The organism is Actinomadura vinacea (genome assembly GCF_039532545.1).
In the GTDB taxonomy this organism is placed as follows: domain Bacteria; phylum Actinomycetota; class Actinomycetes; order Streptosporangiales; family Streptosporangiaceae; genus Spirillospora; species Spirillospora vinacea.
The window spans coordinates 296,310-314,424 of sequence record NZ_BAAARW010000026.1; the positions used below are offsets into that span (position 1 = coordinate 296,310).

Sequence of the window (18,115 nt, forward strand, 5' to 3'; positions counted from 1 at the left end):
GTCGCCTAGAACGGCGGGTCGTCGGAGTATCCGCCACCACCGCCGCCGGAGCCGCCGGTGGCCCAGGGGTCGTTGGGCGGGGCGCCGCCGCCGGGGCCGCCCTGCTGGCCGCCGCCGAAACCGCCGCCACCGCCGCCGGGACCGTCCTGCTGGCCGCCGAAGCCGCCACCGCCGCCACCGCCGAAGCCGCCACCGCCCTGCCGCTGGGTCTTGTTGACCTTGGCGGTGGCGTTGCGCAGCGAGGGACCGACCTCTTCGACCTCGATCTCGAAGACGGTCCGCTTCTCACCCTGCTGGGTCTCGTACGAGCGCTGCTGGAGGCGGCCCTGCACGATCACGCGCATGCCGCGCTGCAGGGTCTCGGCCACGTTCTCGGCCGCCTGCCGCCAGACGTTGCAGGTCAGGAAGAGCGCCTCGCGGTCCTTCCACTCACCCGACTGGCGGTCGAAGTACCGCGGGGTCGAGGCGATGCGGAAGGAGGCGACCGCCTGGCCGCTCGTGGTGAAACGTAGGTTCGGGTCCTCCACGAGGTTCCCGACGATCGTGATTACGGTGTCGCCTGCCATGGGCTCGCTCCGGCTGGTGTGAGGGCCTGAGCCTGGCTCAGTGGACCTCGGGGCGGATGACCTTCGTGCGGAGGATCGACTCGCTCAGGTTGAGCTGCCGGTCGAGCTCCTTGACCGTGGCAGGCTCGGCCGAGAGGTCGACCACCGCGTAGATGCCTTCGGACTTCTTCTGGATCTCGTAGGCGAGGCGCCTGCGGCCCCAGACGTCGACCTTCTCGACGGTGCCGCCGCCGTCCTTGACGACCTTCAGGAACGGGTCGAGCGAAGCGGTTGCGGTGCGCTCGTCGATGGCGGGGTCGAGAATGGCCATGAGTTCGTAACGACGCATGCTGTGTCCCTACCTCCTCTGGACTGGTGCGGTCACGGTCTCTCCGTGACAGGAGGGCTGTTGCGTCTCTCGGGGCCGCGCGGCACCGGCCAGGGTGGCCGTGCACCGGCCGCGAGACCGATACAGGCTACCAAGAGTCGGCAGCGTAAAAGCCGGTTCCGGGGGGTGGACGGGCGCCCGGACGGCCGTCCGGGCTCGCCGTGACGGGCCGGCCGGACGCACGTTTTCCGGTTTGCCTGTTTTGTAAGCACCACCGCAAACCCTTGGTCACCGAAGTGATCTCACCGGGGACGCTTCTCATGGCATCGCTCCTCGTCAGTCGGTCGGACGGTCCGCCCGGCGGTGCGCCTCGCGAGCCGTGGGCTCCCTTGGGAGACGGCGCGGGCCGTGGGCTCCCTTGGGAGACGGCGCGGGCCGTTGCGTGGTCTGTGGCGCTGCACCCGCGGGACGTGGGGTCGCGGAGCACGCCCAAGGCCGTGTTCTGCGGGTCTTGTTCGTGTCGCAAGGCGCAGGAGCGGCTGTCGACCGACGGCAACGCGGCGAGGTGCGTGCCTGGGCGTCGCGCAACAGAACGTAGATCCACAAAGCACGCCCTAGCGTCCGCCCGGTGCGGCGGCCGCTCTTGCGGCGCAGCGGCGGCGTTCCAGCTCGGCCATGATGTCGGCCATGCGGGCGCGCATGCGGGCGGTCTGGGTCGTCAGCAGCGACAGCTCTTCCACGAGCTCCGCGTCGCCGATGACCGCGAGTTCACTCTGCCTCAACTCAAGCACCTCCTGACTCGCCCCGCTTCCCCTCGGGACGGATCGGGACCGACGTTCTCGAATCCATGTTCGACGGTACCGGGTGCCTCCGACAAATTCCGGGCGGCCGTGGCCGAATGATCACTCGTTCGCCTGGGCATCCTTCTACGACGTGCGGCCATGCCGCCCGTGCGGGACGGTGCGTCCCGATGGCAGCGACCCGCAGGAGGTGTCCCGATGTCCCAGGAGGCAGCCGGGAAGAAGCGGCCGGTCCTTACCCTCAACACCGACGGCGAGCGCCACCCCGTGGAGAACTCCCTCGCGGTCGCGTCGATCACCCTCGGGCTGCTCGCCCTGGTGCTGGGGTTCATCCCCGCCACCCACTTCTTCGGCGCCCTGGCGGGGGTGATCGGGCTTCCGCTCTCGCTCTACTCCCAGCTGGTGTCGGCGACGACCGGCGAGCGCTGGCTGAACGTCGTCGGCATGGTGGCTTCGTTCGTCGGGGCCGCCTTCGCGCTCAGCCACGGCGGCTTCTCCATCTGACCGGATCCGATGCGGATACCCTCGGAGGCATGCGCATCGGAGCCCACGTCGACCAGACCGACCCGCTGGAGCACGCCCGCGCTCGCGAGGCCGACGTCGTGCAGTTCTTCCTGGGGGATCCGCAGGGCTGGAAGAAGCCGGTGATCCCCGAGGGGGCGCGCACCGTCCAGGAGTCCGACGTGGACGTGTTCGTGCACGCGCCGTACACGGTCAACGTGGCGACCTCCAACAACCGGATCCGGATCCCGAGCCGCAAGATCCTGGAGCAGCAGTTGGAGGCCGCGGCCTCGATCGGGGCCAAGGCGCTGATCGTCCACGGCGGTCACGTCTTGAAGGACGACGACCCCGAGTCCGGGTTCGAGAACTGGCGGAAGGTCTTTGAACGGATTGAATGTCCGATCCCGGTCTTCATCGAGAACACCGCGGGCGGCGGCAACGCGATGGCGCGCAGGTTCGAGCGGATCGCCCGGCTGTGGGAGGTCCTCTCCGGCGTGGCCGGGCTGGAGTCCAAGCTCGGCTTCTGCCTGGACACCTGCCACGCGCACGCCGCCGGCGAGGAGCTGATCGACGCCGTCGACCGGATCAAGGCGATCACCGGCCGGATCGACCTGGTGCACTGCAACGACAGCCGGGACGCGTTCGGTTCCGGCGCCGACCGGCACGCGAACCTGGGCGCGGGCACGATCGATCCCGATCTGATCCTCGGCGTCGTGCGGGCGGCGGGCGCGCCGGTGATCGTGGAGACGCCCGGGGACGGGCAGGCCGCCGACATCGCCTGGCTGAGGTCCAAGCTGACCTGATCGACGCGGGGCGTTCACCGCGGATTGCGAACGGTCACCGCATTTTCCCGTCGTTCACCCGGAACCTGGGGCACGGTCGCGGCATCTAACTTCGGCAGCACGACAAAGCACAGTCGGTAGCACACTGGCATAATCCGGAACACACCTCAGCCGCAGCGCACGCGCGCGAGACCATGCGACGGGCGGGCGCCGAACGATCGGGAAGTCAATGGCACAACCCCCTTACGACCCGTACGGCGGTTACGGGCATTTCGACCCCTACCAGCAGCCCGTCCCGGTTCAGCATCACTACTACGGCGGCGGCCCCCCGGTCGCGCCGCGCAACAACGGCATGGCGATCACGTCGATGGTGCTCGGCATCATCGGGGTCGTCACCTGCGGCGGCATTCTCTTCTCGGTCGGCGCGATCATCTTCGGGCATGTGGCGCAGAGCCAGATCCGGCGGACGGGCGAGCAGGGCGGCGGAATGGCCGTCGCCGGCCTGGTGCTGGGTTACATCTTCGCCCTCATCGGGCTGATCTACTGGATCGTGATCGTCGGCATTTACGGGGCCGCGATCTGGAGCCTCAACGAGAGCGGCGGCACCACCTACTGATCCGGCCTGTGCTCCTGGGATGTGCGGCGGCTTCAGCCGAGTTTGGGGACGCCCGCCACCTCCACGCCGATGCTCGACAGCAGCACGGTCATGGGGGTGGCGGTGTCCTGCCAGGCCGTGACGGCGCCGGAGAAGACGTCGAGCGCCGTGCGGAACGCGCGCTGGTCGGCCTCGGCCAGTTCCGCCCACGCCTCGTACAGGACGAGGTAGCCGCGTCCGGTGGGCGCCCAGGACAGGTCCCGGAGGCAGTCCTCGAACGCGTCCCAGTTGCCGCCGTACCATTCGGGGAAGTGGAACACCTCCGCGACGAGTTGTAGGAAAGCGTCCTTGTCGCGTGCGCGGCGGCCGTTCAGGTAGAAGGTCCGCCACCCTTTCTCCTCCGCCCGGGCCGGCCAGTCGGCCCCGGCGACGCCCGCCCCCGGGGCCGCGGGGGCCCGCCACTGGTAGACGCCCGGCTTCAGCCGTCCCTCGATCAGGTCGGTCAGCGCGCGGTTCTCGCCCACGTCATCTCCCGGCACCGTCTCACCTCCGGTACGGATCGGTTCGCCGATCCTTTCGCCGTTGGCGGGGTCTCCTGCCCGTCCCGCGAGCGATCATGCGGTGGACGGGCGGTCGGGATCCCGCACCGCATATTCTCCGCCCAGGTCAAGCCCTGGCCGCGCATCCAGGTGGGGCCCTGCGCGTCCCGTCGCGGATACCCCGGGACAAAAGGGCTTGAGTCTCCACCGACTGGAGGCCGGAAGGTGAAGGACATGGACGGCGACACCCTCTACACGATCGGCGAACTGGCCCGCCGGACCGGCCTGCCGGTGCGGACGATCCGGTTCTACTCCGACGCGGGCGTGGTGCCGCCGACCGATCGCACCGACACCGGCTACCGGCTGTACGACGTGACCGCCGTGGCGCGCCTCGATCTGGTGCGCACGCTGCGCGAGCTGGGCGTGGATCTGGCGACGGTCCAGCGCGTTCTGGCGCGCGAGATCACGGTGCCGGAGGTCGCCGCGGCGCACGCCGAGGCGCTGGACGTCCAGATCAGCACGCTGCGGCTGCGCAGGGCGGTCATGCGGGCGGTGGCCAAGCGCGGATCCAGTCCCGAGGAGATGGAACTCATGCACAAGCTCGCCAAGCTCTCCGACGAGGAGCGCCGGCGCATCATCACCGACTTCATCGACCAGGCCTACGCGGGCCTGGACGCCGATCCGGCGTTCGAGGCCAAGCTGCGCTCGGCCATGCCGGAGCTGCCCGACGATCCCTCGCCCGAGCAGGTGGACGCCTGGGTGGAGCTCGCCGAGCTGGTCCAGGACGCCGGTTTCAAGGCGCGGATCCGGCAGATGATCGAGTACCAGGCCGCCCAGCCGGCTCAGCCGGAGGAGGCGGGATACGCCGAGCTCATCGAGATCACGCGGGAGCGGGTGGAGGCCGCGCACACCGGGGGCATCGCTCCCGAGTCGGCCGCGGCCGGTCCGGTCGTCGACGCCGTCGCGGCCGCCTATGCCGCGGCGTACGGCCGTACGGACGGCGCGGAGTTCAGGGGCTGGCTGCTGGAGCGGATGGAGGCCGGCAACGACCGGCGCGCGGAGCGTTACTGGCAGCTCCTCGGAACGATCAACGGCTGGCCGGCCATGCCGCCGACCCTGACGCCGGTGTTCGAGTGGTTCATCGCCGCGCTGCGGGCCCATTCGTAGGGCGTGTCGTATGGGTCTTGTCCGTCGTGAGCGGGCGCAACAGAACGTAGATCCATAAGACACGCCCAGGGGACGGAATCGGCCCCGGCCGCGCTCGCGGCCGGGGCCGTGCCCGTCGGCGGCGCGGGTCAACGGAAGCCCCAGTCGAGGACTCGGGCGGCGTCGGAGAAGCGGGCCTGGCGCTGGGTGCGGGAGCTGTCGAGGACGATCCCGAACAGGGTGCGGCCCTTGCGGCGGGCGGCGAAGAGGAGGCTGTACCCCGCGGCGGAGGTGTAGCCGCTCTTGATGCCGATCATGCCCGGGTACGTGCCGAGGAGCTGGTTGGTGCTGTGCCACACGTACCGCTGGTGGCGGTGGTCGGCGGGCAGCATGTGCTGTTTGCGCCGGACGACCTGGCGGAAGGCGCTGAAGCGCATCGCGTACCGTCCGAGCTTGACCTGGTCGCGCGCGGTGGAGTGCCCTGGGGTCGGCGGCAGGCCGGCGGGGTCGTCGTAGCGGGTTCGGGTGAGGCCGAGGGCACGGGCGGTGGCGTTCATCTTGCGGACGAAGCGGCTCGGGCCCGGGCCGTAGGTGTCGGCGAGGGCCGCGGCGGCGTCGCAGCCGGACGGCAGCAGCAGGGCGTTCAGCAGTTCGCGGGTCGTGAGCCGGTCGCCTGCGCGCAGCCGGGCCGTGGAGCCGTTGCGCCGGGCGGCGTAGGCCAGGTGGCGCGGCCGGATGGTGATCGTGCGGTCGAGGCTGCCGGAGCGGAGCACGACGACGGCGGTCATGACCTTGGTGATGCTGCCGATGGCGCGGCGGTCGTGGGGGCGCCTGGCCCAGAGGGTGCGGCCCGTCCGGCCGTCGGTGAGGTAGGCGGAGCGGGCCTGGACGGCCTTCGGCGCTGATGCCGCGCCGGCTCCGGCGGGGCCCGGCAGCGCCCCGGTCGTGCCCGCGGGAGTGGCAACGGGCTGTCCGACGGACGCGGGCGCGGGCGCGCGCACGCGGGGTGCGCCGGATGCGTTGGAGACCGGTGAGACCAGCGTGATGACGCAGGTCAGAGCTACCGCGGTGACGAAAGTGATCCGCATGGTCCGGTGATCTACCCAACCCGCCCGATGATCGATCCCCGCATGGCGAGATCTTGACCTGGCGCCGCCCTTCGGAGAAGGTCGCGGCCGGCTCCGGCGCTGCCCGGCCGCCCACTGCTCGGGGACGTCCGCCGGTACGCCGGAGCGGGGAACATCCTCACCAGCCGACGTCCGAGGGCTCCTCCGTCCTGCGGGACGAGGAGCGCTGACCGGACGCGAGCGGCTTCAGGCTGTCGCGGGAGAAGCGGCGTGCCGCCTTTTCCGCAGCGTTCCCAGGGAGAGCACGTCAGGCGCGTTGTCGAGTACGCCCCCGGCCGGGTCGTCCACGCCGTCCTTCCGGACGATGTCATCGGACGGGCGCAAGATGTCCCACACGACCAGGATCGCAAGCATGGCCACCGTCAGGAAGCGTGCCAGCAGGGCCACGGAGTACGCGTTCTGGTCGATGCCTTCCGCCGGTAGCTCGAAGCCCATCAGCGTGGAAATGAGGCCCGACAGGTTGGTGCCCTCCACGCGGAGCGTGACCGACAGCAGGTACCACCAGATCCCGAAGAAATACAGGATCTCGCCGATCTGCCACACGATGAACGCGGGCAGCTTGGGGCGTGCCAAGGCGACCAGTGGCAGCAACCACAGCACGTACTGCGGCGACCAGACCTTGTTGGGGAGCATGAAGGCGACGAGCACCAGGAACAGCAACTGGGGCAGGCGCGGGCGGCGCGGTGCGGCCAGGGTGAGTACGGCGATGCCCAGGGCGAGGACGAGGAACGTCCCGGTGCCGAGCAGGTTGAGCTTCTCGGTGTCGTCCAGTCCGGAAAGGCCACGGTCCTGCAGGAAGAAGAAGATGGATCCCCAGTCGACGCCCCGCTCCTGGCTGAACCTGTAGAACTCGATCCACCCGTCCCATGCGAAGAGCATGACGGGGAGGTTCACGGCCAGCCAGGCGCCTGCCGTACCGGCGAGAAGGCGTCCCATGGCGCGCCACTGTCCCGCCCTGATGCACAGCAGGACGAGCGGGCCGAGGAAGAGCAGCGGGTAGAACTTCGCCGCGATCGCCAAGCCGAGCAGTACCCCGGCCCATGTCGGACGCCGGCTCGCCCAGGCGAACACGGCCAGTGCGGACAGTCCGACCGCGAGCAGGTCCCAGTTGATGTACGCGGTCAGCAGCAGCGCCGGAGACAAGGCCACCATCAGGCCGACCCGCAGTGAACGCTTCCCGGCCACATAAGCGGTGGCCAGGACCGTCACCACGGCGAGCAGCCCGACCAGCAACGCGGTGACGTTGAAGAAGGCCATGCCGCGGGAGTCTTCGCCGAACGGCTGAACCAGCGCGTTCACCACGTGCATCAAGGCACCGCTCAACACCGGGTACTCGACGTAGTGGATGTCGCCGCCGTTGAAGGTGTCGAAGTAGGGGACCTTGTTCTCGTTCAATCCGCGCACGTAGTAGAGCGGATAGATGTCGGTGTAGCAGGCGCGGGTCGTCGTCTTGATGAAGTCGAACGAGGTGGACGCGCACGGCTGCTTCTGCACCCAGCCGAGCACGGCCGTCAGCGCGGTCAGTCCCGTCAGCAGCGGCGCCATGCGTGCCAGCCGCCCGTGTTCGTCCCGCTCCTCGTCCCCTTTGCCCGGGACGGCGTCATCGGCGTCGGCATCGGACATCGTGAGCCCGTCAGGGTCGGCAGCGGTCCCGTCGGCAGGGGCGATCCCCTGGTCGGCAGCGGATCCGGCATCGGGAGCGGGCCCGGAATCGGCGGAGGACGACGACATGGCAGCAGACTATTGGGCGTCCGCAACCCGGCGAACGCTCCGACCGGCACGACGGTGAAATTTGGCAGGCCGTCCGCTACACCCGGTAATGTCGCTCACGCTCCGCGACGCCCGGCGCCGGCGTCAGTCGGTCCCCGCGCGGGGCCTGCCGGGGTAGCCGCCCGGAGCGCACTGCGGATGGCCCGGGTTGCGGTCGCACCACCACGTGGGCGGCGGATCGCTGGGCGGCGTGTTCGGGTCGCAGCCGAGCGGCATGCCGAAGCGGTCGCACGGCACGCCGCCGCCACCCGGCGGCCCCGTCGGCCCCGTCGGCGGAACGCCGGGCGTGGGCCCGGGCGCCCCGGGAACGCACGGATCGCCGTCGGGCTGCCCTGGCTGCCCCGGCAGTCCCGGCGTCGGAACCCCCGGGGTGCACGACGGATCGGGCGTCGGCGACGGCGGCTCGGTCGGCGACGGCTCGGGCTTCGGCACGGCCCAGGGCGCCACCGTCCCGACGTTCCCGGGCGGGCCGAACTGCTCCATCGGCTCCCCCTCCAACGCCTGGTTCATGAACCGCTGGAAGAGGTCCGCGGGGACCGTGCCGCCGTAGATCTGGTCGTAGCCGCCGATGCCCTGCAGGGACTTCAGGCCGCCGTCCTCGCCCTGGCGCCACATCGCGACCGACGTGGACAGCTGCGGGGTGTACCCGACGAACCACGCCGACTTGTTCTCCTCCGTCGTCCCCGTCTTGCCGGCGACCGGACGGGCACCCAGGCTCGCCCGGGTGCCGGTGCCCGAGCGGACCACCGCCTGCATCGCCGCGGTGGCGTCCCTGGCGACCTCCGGCGAGAACACCTCGTCGGCCTTGTTCGGCACCTTCTTGACGGTCTTGCCGAGCTCCGTCCGCACCGGGTCGCCGTCCCTGTCGGTGACCTGGCTGATCACGTGCGTGGGGGAGTGCCTGCCCTCGGCCGCGAACGTGGAGTACACCGACGCCATGGTGACCGGGCTGACCGACACGGTGCCGAGCGGCAGGCTGGTGAACTCGGAGTCCAGATCCTTGGTACCGGCAGGGATGCCCATCTTCTTCGCCATCTCCGCCACGTTCTCCAGGCCGACCTTCTGGCCGAGATCCACATACGCGGTGTTGATCGACATCTCGGTCATCTGGGTGAGGTCGTAGACGCCGTTCTCGCTGCGGGCGTCGTTGGTGAAGGTGGCGCCGTTGATCGTCCGCTCGTACGCGCCGTCCAGCCTGGTGCGCAGGCTGATGCCCTGGTCGAGCGCGGTGGCCAGCACGATCGGCTTGAACGACGATCCCGGCTGGACCTTGCCGTCGAAGGAGTCGTCGAACTGCTGCTTGCTGAAGGACGGCCCCCCGTACGCGGCCACGACCCCGCCCGTCTTCGGGTCCACGGCGGCCAGCCCGAAGTGCACGTCCGAGTCCAGGTTCTTCTCCTGCCGCATCTGCTTGACGAGCGTGGCGGTGTGGTCCTGGAGCTTCTTGTCGAACGTGGTGGTGATGCGCAGCCCGCCGGTCTCCAGCATCTCCTCGGAGACGCCGAGCTGCTTCAGCTCCTTCAGCACCCGCTCCCTGAGGTAGCCGGCCTGGGAGGTGTCGGGGACGTCGCTCCAGTTGCGCTTGGTGGTGGGGAAGGTCTGCCTGGACCGTTCGTCGCGCGACAGCCAGCCCTCCTCGACCATGCCGTTCAGGACGTAGTTCCAGCGGTCGATCAAGGCCTTCTTCTGCGGCTGGGTGTCGGGGCCGGTGGTGACGAAGTAGCCGGGCCGCTGGATCAGCGCGGCCAGCATCGCCGCCTCGCTCGCCGTGAGCCGGCGGACGTCCTTGTGGAAGTACGCGCGGGCGGCGGCCTGGATGCCGTACGCCTGGCGGCCGAAGCTCACCGTGTTGAGGTAGAGCCCGAGGATCTCGTCCTTCTCGCGTTCGCCGTCGAGCCGGATCGAGATCAGGATCTCCTTGAGCTTGCGGCTGACCGTGCGATCCCGGCTGAGGCCCTGGTAGTAGTTGCGGGCCAGCTGCTGGGTGATGGTGGAGCCGCCCTGCACGTCGCCGCCGGTAGCGGTCTTGAACAGGGCGCGGGCGACGCCGGTGGGCGAGACACCGTGCTCGCTCTCGAAGTTGCGGTCCTCGGCGGCCAGCACCGCGTGCCGGACGACGGGCGGGATCCGGCTGATCGGGACGCTCTCGCGGTGCATGCCGATCCGCGCGATGGGCGTCTTGCCGTCCCGGTAGTAGATGACCGACTCCTGGGCGACGGCCTCCGCCTGCGCCTCGCTCGGGATCGGGGTGTTGGCGTAGGCGACGCCGAAGAGGGTGGCGGCGCCGAGGATCAGCAGGCCGGTGACCGCGGCGACGGTCTTCCAGGACGGCACGTACCGCCGCCGGCCGGTCCGGGCGCGACGGGCCCTGCGCCGTCGGCCGCGGCCGCCACCGCCTCCGCCAAAGCCGTCGCCGCCACCGCCGAACTGCTCCGGGAGCGTGCTGTGGCCCGCGGACGCGTGCCTGCCGCGGCCCGCGGCCCCACCGCTGATGGGGTCACTTGCGCCCGGGTCTTCCTGGGCATGTCGCCCGAACTGGCCTGGGTAACTCACGCGCGACCTCACCCCTGGAGTACGGCTGTGCGTCGTCCGAGGGTAACGCGCAGGTAGCGGCGGCGGGGGTCACCGGGTGACTCCATGAACCACTTCAGGCGAGCGGACCGGCGTGTCGCACGGGTTTAACACGCTTAACGTGATATCAGCCGTTCGTCCGGGATGTCGGGCACAAAGAACGGCGGCCGGCCCCGCCCACGAGGGGCGAGACCGGCCGCCGCCGGATCGTCACACGGTCACCTCAGTGCCGTCCAGGTCCCGTGTCGACTCTTCGAGCCATTCGGGGCCCTCCGAGCCTCCTTAGTCGTCCTCTATCCGGACGGCTTGCTGTTGCTGCGGCCAACCGGGCCCCGGGTTGGGGTCGTTGGGGTCGTCGTCCTTGCCCTCGTCACGGCAGCGCGGGTCCTGCTGGTGCGACTCGCACCACCAGCTGTCGTCCTGCGGGTTGGGTTCCGGCGGCTTGTTCGGGTCGCAGCCGGTCTGGATCACCGGCGACGTGCAGGGCGGCAGGTCGCCGCTGGGCTCCGGGTCCGGCTGGTTCTGGTCCTTGCACCGCGGGTGGTCCTTGAACCGAGGGTCGTTACAGAACTCCGGGCGCTTGTCCTCTTCTTCCTTCGGCTTCTTGGTCTGCTTCGGCTTGGGCGGCGTAGCCCACTGCTGCTGCGCGCCGCCCCACGCCGGCGGCTGGAACTGCTCGGGCGGCATGCCGTTGGTCGCCCTCGTCATGTAGGCGTTCCAGGTCTTGGCGGTGAGGCCACCACCGGAGATCTCGGACTGACCGTCCAGGGCCAGCGTCTTCTTCTTGTCGTTGAACAGCGTCACCGAGGTGGAGATCTTCGGGATGTAGCCGACGAACCAGGTCGCCACGTTCTTCTCGGTCGTACCGGTCTTGCCGGCGACCGGCCGGTCCGCGAGCTTGGCCGACGGCGCCGTGCCGCCCTGCGACACGACCCCCTGCAGGGCGTAGGTGACGTCACGGGTCACCGTGGACGGGAAGACGTTCTTCGTCTCCGCCCAGTCCAGTTCCTTGAACTTGGCCGTGCCCTCCTTGTTGCGAACCTCCTTCACCACGTGCGGCTGGTAATAGGTGCCGCCGTTGGCGAAGACCGCGTACGCCGCCGCCTGCTCGATCGGGCGGATGTCGTTGATGCCCAGGGCGAGACCGGCCTGTTGCTTGTACGGCTCCACCATGTCGGAGGCGACGCCCATCTTCTCGACGTTCCCTGCGACGGTGGGCACGCCGACCTTCAGCGCCAGTTGCACGAAGCCGGTGTTGGACGACTCCTTGGTCGCCTTGAGGAGGTCGATGCCCCCGGGTGCGTTGTGGCTGTTGCGGATCGGTGCGAGCGCGCCCGGAGTGCCGTTGGGCACGACCTTGCCGGTGCCGTCGAAGGACACACCGGAACGCCCGTCGACCTGGCTCTTGAGGCTGTAGCCCTTCTGGAGTGCCGAGGCCAGCACGTAGGGCTTCATCGCCGACCCGGCCTGCGCCGAGCCCGCCCAGACGTTGTCGAAGGTCTGTTTCAGATAGTCGGGCCCGCCGTAGATGGCCTGGACCTCGCCGTTCTGGGTGTTGACCGAGGCGAGCCCAACGCGGATGTTCTTCTTCTTGAGCAGCGCGGCCTCGTCGCCCGGGATGGTGTCCGTCACCGCCTTCTTGGCGGCGGCCATCTTGTTGAAGTCGAAGGTCGTGGTGATCCGCAGACCGTTGTTGAGGACCTGCTCCTCGGGGATGCCCTGGCGTCCCAGCTCCTTCATGGCCCGCTTGATCATGTAGCCGCGCTGGCCGCCGAAGGTCTCGTACCCGCCCAGCTCCTTGGTCTTGGGCAGGGTGTTGAAGTACTTGGCGTAGTCGGCCTCGCTGATCTTGCCGGTCTTGCGCATCCCCTCCAGCACGTACTGGTAGCGCGCCTGGGTCTGCTTGACCAGATCGGGGTCATCGCTGGCCGGGTCGAACCGGCCCGGCTGCTGGATGATCGCAGCGAGCAGGGCGCCCTCGCCCGGGTTCAGGCTCCCCACGGGCTTGCCGTAGAAGGCCCTGGACGCGGACTGGATGCCGTAGGCGTTGCGGCCGAAGTAGATGGTGTTGAGGTACTGCTCGAGGATCTTCTCCTTGCTGCCCAGCTTGTCCTCGAGCTTGAGCGAGATGAACATCTCCTTGAACTTGCGGCTCATCGTCCGCTCGTCCGTCAGGTAGTAGTTCTTCGCCAGCTGCTGGGTGATCGTCGAACCGCCCTGGGTGGAGCCGCCCTTGAGGTTGACGAACACCGCGCGGGACAGGCCCTTGGGCGAGAACCCGCTGTCGGTCCAGAAGCTGCGGTTCTCCGCCGCGATCACGGCCTCCCGGACGTGCGGGGGCACCTTGTCCAGTTTGACTATCTCGCGGTTCTTGCCGAGCCGCCCGATCTCCGTCTTGCCGTCGGCGTAGAAGAAGATCGCGGCCGTCTTCTTGGCGTCCTCGTTGCCGGTCGGCACCGGGGTCTGCGCGTACGCGACGCCGATCAGGGTGAGGAAGGCGAAGAAGCCGAGGGCCAGCACACCGGTGACGATCTTCCAGTTGGGGACGTACCGGCGCCAGCCGGTGCGCTCCTTGCCCGAACCGGTGCCGTCGCCGCCGCGCCGCCGGCGGCCGGGGCCCTTGCCGCCTTCATCGCCGGCGCCGTCCCAAAAACCCTGGGGGCCGCCGCCACCGCGACCACCGCCGCGACCGCCTGGCCCGCCCGGTCCACCGGGACCGGCAGGTCCGCCGGGACCGCGGCGTCCGCCGCCGCCTCCCGGGGCACCGCCACGTGGACCTCCTGGGGCGCCGCCGCCGCGGGGCCCGCCGGGCGCACCGCCGCGCGGACCGCCCGGCATTCCACCTCGGGGGCCGCCTGGACGGCCCGGACCTGGCGGGCCGCCCGCGGCGCGGCGCGCCGAGGGCCGGCCCGGCTGGGCCATGCCTGTGGAAACTCCCGCCCGGTTGCGGGCGGGTCTGCCGGAACGGGGGGTGCTCTGCCCGCCCGGCCGCATCGACCTGGGTTCCGGTCGGGGCTGGCTTGGATTACTCACGCGACCTCATCAACGGGGTTAACGGCTGGTGCGTCGTCCGAAGAGTACTGGCAGGCGGGTGAGCGGGAGACCGCCGTGCAAGGCCGACACTCTCCCCCGCCCCGTGGTAGACCCCGCCGGCTGCGGGGCCGCCATGACGTCCCCGCCGGGGGGCGGGAAGCGTCGTCGTGGCCGAGGACGTACGACACTGTCTAGGTGGTTCCTAGCGGCAACCTTGACACACTTCGGCCACCTAGACCCTGAATTCTCCGCATTTGCACGGGTTGACCGCAAGCGCACAGGTCACCCCCACACGCCGAGTCACGGGCTCTGTCACGTGCGGAGTCGCATGCGGAGTCACGTCCGCGCCCATGGCCGGGGTCGCGCCGTAGAGCCATGGGCCAAATCACATCAAGTGTGGCGCCCCGCACGGCTCGGCGGGGCCGGTTTCACTGACGTTCCCCGGGGACTTGCGAGGAATCGGCACTCTACGTATCTTGTCGATGTATCGGGTCGATACATTGGCTCGATACATCAAGGAAACACATCGGGCCGATACGTCGGCCCGGCACATCGAGCGGGGCACCGGTTCCGCGGAAGTGGAGAAGGCATGGGAGGCAGGAAGGGTGCGGGAGTGCTCGAGCTCGCCGTCCTCGGCCTGCTCCACGAGTCCCCCATGCACGGCTACGAGCTGCGCAAACGGCTCAACGCCCTGCTGGGCATGTTCCGCGCCTTCTCCTACGGCTCCCTCTACCCGTGCCTCAAGCAGCTCCTCGCCAAGGGGCTCATCGTCGAGGACCGGCCCGAGGAGCCGAACACGGCCCTGGCCTTGCAGAGCCGCCGCTCGAAGATCGTTTACAAGCTCACCGCGGACGGCAAGGAGCGGCTCCAGCAGCTGCTCACCGAGGCCGGCCCGGCGGCCTGGGAGGACGAGGGGTTCGGCGTCCACTTCGCCTTCTTCTCGCACACCCGCGCCGACGTGCGGCTGCGGATCCTCGAAGGCCGGCGCAGCCGGCTCGAGGAACGGCTCGACCGGCTGCGCGCCGCACTGGCGCGCACCCGCGAACGGGTCGACAGCTACACCCTCGAACTGCAGAACCACGGGCTCGAATCCGTCGAGCGCGAGGTCCGCTGGCTCAACGAGCTGATCGGCCGCGAGCGGGCCGAGCAGGAGCAGGAACAGGCACAGTCCAGGGCCGACCGTGCCGACAAGACCCCGAACAAGTCTCAGGACACCCCCGGCGAGCAGGACCGCTGACCGCGGCCGCCGGGACGGTGACCGACACAGAAGAAGGAGCAACCGGATGGGTTCGGTGCGCGTCGCCATCGTCGGTGTGGGCAACTGCGCCGCTTCGCTCGTCCAGGGCGTCGAGTATTACAAGGACGCCGACCCGGAGACACGCGTCCCGGGCCTCATGCACGTCCAGTTCGGCGACTACCACGTCGGCGACGTGGAGTTCGTCGCCGCCTTCGACGTGGACGCCAAGAAGGTCGGCATGGACCTGTCCGAGGCCATCGTCGCGAGCGAGAACAACACCATCAAGATCTGCGACGTCCCGCCGACCGGCGTGACCGTCCAGCGCGGCCACACCTACGACGGCCTCGGCGAGTACTACCGCGAGATCATCGAGGAGTCCGGCGCGCGGCCGGTCGACGTCGTCCAGGCGCTCAAGGACGCCCGGGTCGACGTGCTGGTGTCCTACCTGCCGGTGGGCTCGGAGGAGGCCGACCGCTTCTACGCCCAGTGCGCCATCGACGCCGGCGTCGGCTTCGTCAACGCCCTGCCGGTCTTCATCGCCTCCGACCCCGAGTGGGCCGAGAAGTTCACCAAGGCGGGCGTGCCGATCGTCGGCGACGACATCAAGTCGCAGGTCGGCGCCACCATCACGCACCGGGTCATGGCCCGGCTGTTCGAGGACCGCGGGGTCGAGCTGCTGCGCACCTACCAGCTCAACTTCGGCGGCAACATGGACTTCATGAACATGCTGGAGCGCAAGCGCCTGCAGTCCAAGAAGATCTCCAAGACGCAGTCGGTGACCTCCCAGATCCCGCACGAGATGGCCAAGGCCGACGTGCACATCGGCCCGTCCGACCACGTGCCGTGGCTGGACGACCGCAAGTGGGCCTACGTCCGCCTGGAGGGCAGGTCCTTCGGCGACACCCCGCTCAACCTGGAGTACAAGCTGGAGGTCTGGGACTCCCCGAACTCCGCCGGCGTCATCATCGACGCCGTCCGCGCCGCCAAGATCGCCAAGGACCGCGGCATCGGCGGCCCGATCCTGTCGGCCAGCTCCTACTTCATGAAGTCGCCGCCCGAGCAGTACAGCGACGACGACGCGCGGGACGCCGTGGAGAAGTTCATCCGCGGCGAGGTCGAGCGCTGACCTGAGCTCCCAAGACGCCCCGGCGGTGGACCTCCACCGCCGGGGCGTCTTTACATCCCTAGGGAAAATGCCGATGTTGAGGTGGTTGTTACGCTCTGGCTCTAACCTGGCACCGCCAGTAATGGTGTGTGAGTGTCAGGGTTGAGCAGAGGAGAGGCATGGCACGCGAGGCGCTCAGGATGACGGCGGGTTTTGCCGGACTCGCACTCGGCCTCGCCGGATGCGGGGCCGGCGGCGGCCCCAGCGGCGTCCCCACCGGCCCGCCCCGGGAGGGCGGGACGCTCCGGGTCGTGGGCTCCTCCGACATCGAGCACCTCGACACCGCCAGCGCCAACAGCGTCGGCGCGTACGGCCTCACCCGCTCCTTCGCCCGCACCCTTTTCGGCACCAAGGCGTCCAACGACTTCAACGAGACCATCCCGCTGCAGGCCGACATGGCCACCGAACTGCCCACCAAGGAGAACGGCGGCATCGGCAAGGACGGCCGCACGTACACGGTGAAGCTGCGCCAAGGCGTCAACTGGAACACCGAGCCGCCCCGTCCCGTCACCGCGGCCGACTTCGTCCGCGGCTTCAAGCGGCTGTGCAACCCCGCCTCCCCCTCCAGCGGCAAGGGCTATTACATCTCCACCCTCGAAGGCATGGACGGCTACTGCGACGGTTTCGAAAAGGTCGACGCCAAGAGCGCCGAGGCCATCGCGGGCTACCAGAACGGCCACGACATCGAGGGCGTCGAGGCCAAGGACGACCACACCCTGGTCTTCCGGCTCAAGGAGCCCGCCAGCGACTTCCTCAACCTGCTCTCCCTCCAGTTCACCGCCGCCGCGCCGCAGGAATACGACCGGTACGTCCCCGACAGCGCCGAGTTCCGGCAGCACACCGTCTCCAACGGGCCGTACCAGATCACCGAGTACCGGCCCAGCGGCTCCTACACCCTCGGCCGCAACCCCGCCTGGAAACGCGAGACCGACCCCCTCCGCGGCGGGCACGTCGACAGGATCCAGATCACCCTGGGCCAGGACTCGCCCCAGGCCGTCCAGCAGCAACTCGAAGTGGGCACCGCCGATCTCGCCTGGGACCACCCGGTGCCGACCTCGGCCATCCCCCGCCTGCGCCGCGCCCGCGACCCCCGCTTCGCCATCCGCGAGACGCCCGGCAACAGCCCCTACGTGGTCTTCAACACCCGCAGCCCGAACAACAACGGCGCCTTGGGCGACCGCGCCGTCCGGCAGGCCATGCAGTACGCCGTCGACCGCACCGCCCTCATCAAGATCGTCGGCGGTCCGGACATCGCCGCCCCCCTGCACACCGTCATCCCGCCCGGCAGCTCCGGCCACGCCCCCGCCGACCCGTACCCGACCCCCGGCGAATCCGGCGACCCCGCCCGCTGCCGCCGGCTGCTCGCCGACGCCGGCCACCCCGGCGGCCTGGAACTGAAGTTCCCGTACCGCACCAACAGCGTCCACAAGCTGATCGCCGAATCCCTCAAGGCCAACCTGGCGGCCTGCGGTGTCAAGGCCGAACTGTCCCCGGACGCCGGCGGCACCTTCTACGCCAAGACGATCTCGTCCACCGACAAGACCCGCGACGGCGCCTGGGACATCGCCGCCCCCGGCTGGACCCCCGACTGGTACGGCAACAACGGCCGCTCCATCATCCAGCCCCTCTTCGACGGCCGCGCCTACGGCCCCGGCTCCACCAACTACGGCGGCTACGACAACTTCCAGGTCAACGGCCTCATCGACGCCGCCCTGACCGCCCCCGACACCGCGCACGCGGCCGGCTACTGGCGCCTCGCCGACCAGAAGATCATGGAAGACGCCGCCATCATCCCGCTCCTCAACCGAGCCCAGCCCATCTTCCACTCGTCCCGGGTAGGCGGCGCCCGCTTCCTACCGACGGCCGCGGGTTACGACTACACCCAAGCTTGGCTGGCCCAATAACCCCCTGGGGGAGCCACCACAGACCCCAGGCGGGGCGGCCGTGATCCAGCGCACATGACCCTCCACATACTG

The 18,115-nt window shown here is 69.7% G+C and carries 15 protein-coding genes; 7 read left to right on the plus strand and 8 right to left on the minus strand.

What is annotated here, in order from left to right:
* Positions 1-5: 5 nt before the first annotated feature.
* The 3 genes from ABD340_RS34525 to ABD340_RS34535 all read right to left on the minus strand — a co-directional run bounded on the left by ABD340_RS34525 (position 6) and on the right by ABD340_RS34535 (position 1,655).
* Positions 6-566: a single-stranded DNA-binding protein gene (locus tag ABD340_RS34525; protein ID WP_344594764.1), complete on the minus strand. Its 561-nt coding sequence runs from the start codon at positions 564-566 to the stop codon at positions 6-8.
* Positions 567-603: 37 nt separating this feature from the next.
* Positions 604-894 carry a 30S ribosomal protein S6 gene (gene rpsF, locus ABD340_RS34530; protein ID WP_344594766.1) on the minus strand — a complete coding sequence of 97 codons (291 nt, stop codon included), beginning with the start codon at positions 892-894 and terminating at the stop codon, positions 604-606.
* A gap of 593 nt (positions 895-1,487) precedes the next feature.
* A complete protein-coding gene (locus ABD340_RS34535) occupies positions 1,488-1,655 on the minus strand; it encodes a hypothetical protein (RefSeq protein WP_344594767.1) in 168 nt (55 codons plus the stop codon).
* A gap of 216 nt (positions 1,656-1,871) precedes the next feature.
* Here ABD340_RS34535 and ABD340_RS34540 point away from each other — a divergent pair, with 216 nt between their 5' ends.
* The 3 genes from ABD340_RS34540 to ABD340_RS34550 all read left to right on the plus strand — a co-directional run bounded on the left by ABD340_RS34540 (position 1,872) and on the right by ABD340_RS34550 (position 3,572).
* Complete coding sequence (locus tag ABD340_RS34540; RefSeq protein ID WP_344594768.1) at positions 1,872-2,177, plus strand: hypothetical protein; 306 nt, start codon at positions 1,872-1,874, stop codon at positions 2,175-2,177.
* A gap of 29 nt (positions 2,178-2,206) precedes the next feature.
* Positions 2,207-2,977 carry a deoxyribonuclease IV gene (locus ABD340_RS34545; RefSeq protein WP_344594770.1) on the plus strand — a complete coding sequence of 257 codons (771 nt, stop codon included), beginning with the start codon at positions 2,207-2,209 and terminating at the stop codon, positions 2,975-2,977.
* 208 nt (positions 2,978-3,185) lie between these two features.
* Positions 3,186-3,572 (plus strand): DUF4190 domain-containing protein, encoded by a 387-nt coding sequence (locus ABD340_RS34550; RefSeq protein ID WP_344594771.1) that lies wholly within the window; start codon positions 3,186-3,188, stop codon positions 3,570-3,572.
* 32 nt (positions 3,573-3,604) lie between these two features.
* Here the strand turns inward: ABD340_RS34550 and ABD340_RS34555 are convergent, their stop codons facing one another.
* Complete coding sequence (locus ABD340_RS34555; RefSeq protein ID WP_344594773.1) at positions 3,605-4,090, minus strand: barstar family protein; 486 nt, start codon at positions 4,088-4,090, stop codon at positions 3,605-3,607.
* 234 nt (positions 4,091-4,324) lie between these two features.
* Between ABD340_RS34555 and ABD340_RS34560 the strand changes: the two genes are divergently transcribed.
* Positions 4,325-5,257, plus strand: a complete 933-nt coding sequence (locus ABD340_RS34560) for a helix-turn-helix domain-containing protein (protein WP_344594774.1) — start codon at positions 4,325-4,327, stop codon at positions 5,255-5,257.
* A 128-nt stretch (positions 5,258-5,385) separates the two neighbouring features.
* Here ABD340_RS34560 and ABD340_RS34565 read toward each other — a convergent pair whose 3' ends face one another.
* The 4 genes from ABD340_RS34565 to ABD340_RS34580 form a co-directional block, all read right to left on the minus strand.
* Positions 5,386-6,324 (minus strand): D-alanyl-D-alanine carboxypeptidase family protein, encoded by a 939-nt coding sequence (locus tag ABD340_RS34565; RefSeq protein WP_344594775.1) that lies wholly within the window; start codon positions 6,322-6,324, stop codon positions 5,386-5,388.
* 225 nt (positions 6,325-6,549) lie between these two features.
* Positions 6,550-8,094, minus strand: a complete 1,545-nt coding sequence (locus ABD340_RS34570; RefSeq protein ID WP_344594777.1) for a glycosyltransferase family 87 protein — start codon at positions 8,092-8,094, stop codon at positions 6,550-6,552.
* Positions 8,095-8,217: 123 nt separating this feature from the next.
* Positions 8,218-10,467 (minus strand): transglycosylase domain-containing protein, encoded by a 2,250-nt coding sequence (locus ABD340_RS34575; RefSeq protein ID WP_344594779.1) that lies wholly within the window; start codon positions 10,465-10,467, stop codon positions 8,218-8,220.
* A gap of 519 nt (positions 10,468-10,986) precedes the next feature.
* Complete coding sequence (locus ABD340_RS34580) at positions 10,987-13,542, minus strand: transglycosylase domain-containing protein (protein ID WP_344594780.1); 2,556 nt, start codon at positions 13,540-13,542, stop codon at positions 10,987-10,989.
* Between the two features lie 784 nt (positions 13,543-14,326).
* On the opposite strand from ABD340_RS34580, the gene ABD340_RS34585 reads away from it, so the two are divergent.
* The 3 genes from ABD340_RS34585 (at position 14,327) to ABD340_RS34595 (ending at position 18,043) form a co-directional block, all read left to right on the plus strand.
* Positions 14,327-14,974 (plus strand): PadR family transcriptional regulator, encoded by a 648-nt coding sequence (locus tag ABD340_RS34585; RefSeq protein WP_344594782.1) that lies wholly within the window; start codon positions 14,327-14,329, stop codon positions 14,972-14,974.
* 46 nt (positions 14,975-15,020) lie between these two features.
* Entirely contained in the window at positions 15,021-16,100 is a 1,080-nt protein-coding gene (locus ABD340_RS34590; RefSeq protein ID WP_344594784.1) for an inositol-3-phosphate synthase, read from the plus strand.
* Between the two features lie 158 nt (positions 16,101-16,258).
* Positions 16,259-18,043 carry an ABC transporter substrate-binding protein gene (locus tag ABD340_RS34595; protein ID WP_344594785.1) on the plus strand — a complete coding sequence of 595 codons (1,785 nt, stop codon included), beginning with the start codon at positions 16,259-16,261 and terminating at the stop codon, positions 18,041-18,043.
* Positions 18,044-18,115 lie beyond the last annotated feature (72 nt).

Bases quoted from the DNA above. Each gene is read 5' to 3' on its own strand.
- ABD340_RS34525 (WP_344594764.1), bottom strand. From the start codon at position 566: ATGGCAGGCGACACCGTAATCACGATCGTCGGGAACCTCGTGGAGGAC.
- rpsF (WP_344594766.1), bottom strand. From the start codon at position 894: ATGCGTCGTTACGAACTCATGGCCATTCTCGACCCCGCCATCGACGAG.
- ABD340_RS34540 (WP_344594768.1), top strand. From the start codon at position 1,872: ATGTCCCAGGAGGCAGCCGGGAAGAAGCGGCCGGTCCTTACCCTCAAC.
- ABD340_RS34545 (WP_344594770.1), top strand. From the start codon at position 2,207: ATGCGCATCGGAGCCCACGTCGACCAGACCGACCCGCTGGAGCACGCC.
- ABD340_RS34550 (WP_344594771.1), top strand. From the start codon at position 3,186: ATGGCACAACCCCCTTACGACCCGTACGGCGGTTACGGGCATTTCGAC.
- ABD340_RS34560 (WP_344594774.1), top strand. From the start codon at position 4,325: ATGGACGGCGACACCCTCTACACGATCGGCGAACTGGCCCGCCGGACC.
- ABD340_RS34565 (WP_344594775.1), bottom strand. From the start codon at position 6,324: ATGCGGATCACTTTCGTCACCGCGGTAGCTCTGACCTGCGTCATCACG.
- ABD340_RS34570 (WP_344594777.1), bottom strand. From the start codon at position 8,094: ATGTCGTCGTCCTCCGCCGATTCCGGGCCCGCTCCCGATGCCGGATCC.
- ABD340_RS34580 (WP_344594780.1), bottom strand. From the start codon at position 13,542: ATGCCGGGCGGTCCGCGCGGCGGTGCGCCCGGCGGGCCCCGCGGCGGC.
- ABD340_RS34585 (WP_344594782.1), top strand. From the start codon at position 14,327: ATGGGAGGCAGGAAGGGTGCGGGAGTGCTCGAGCTCGCCGTCCTCGGC.
- ABD340_RS34590 (WP_344594784.1), top strand. From the start codon at position 15,021: ATGGGTTCGGTGCGCGTCGCCATCGTCGGTGTGGGCAACTGCGCCGCT.
- ABD340_RS34595 (WP_344594785.1), top strand. From the start codon at position 16,259: ATGGCACGCGAGGCGCTCAGGATGACGGCGGGTTTTGCCGGACTCGCA.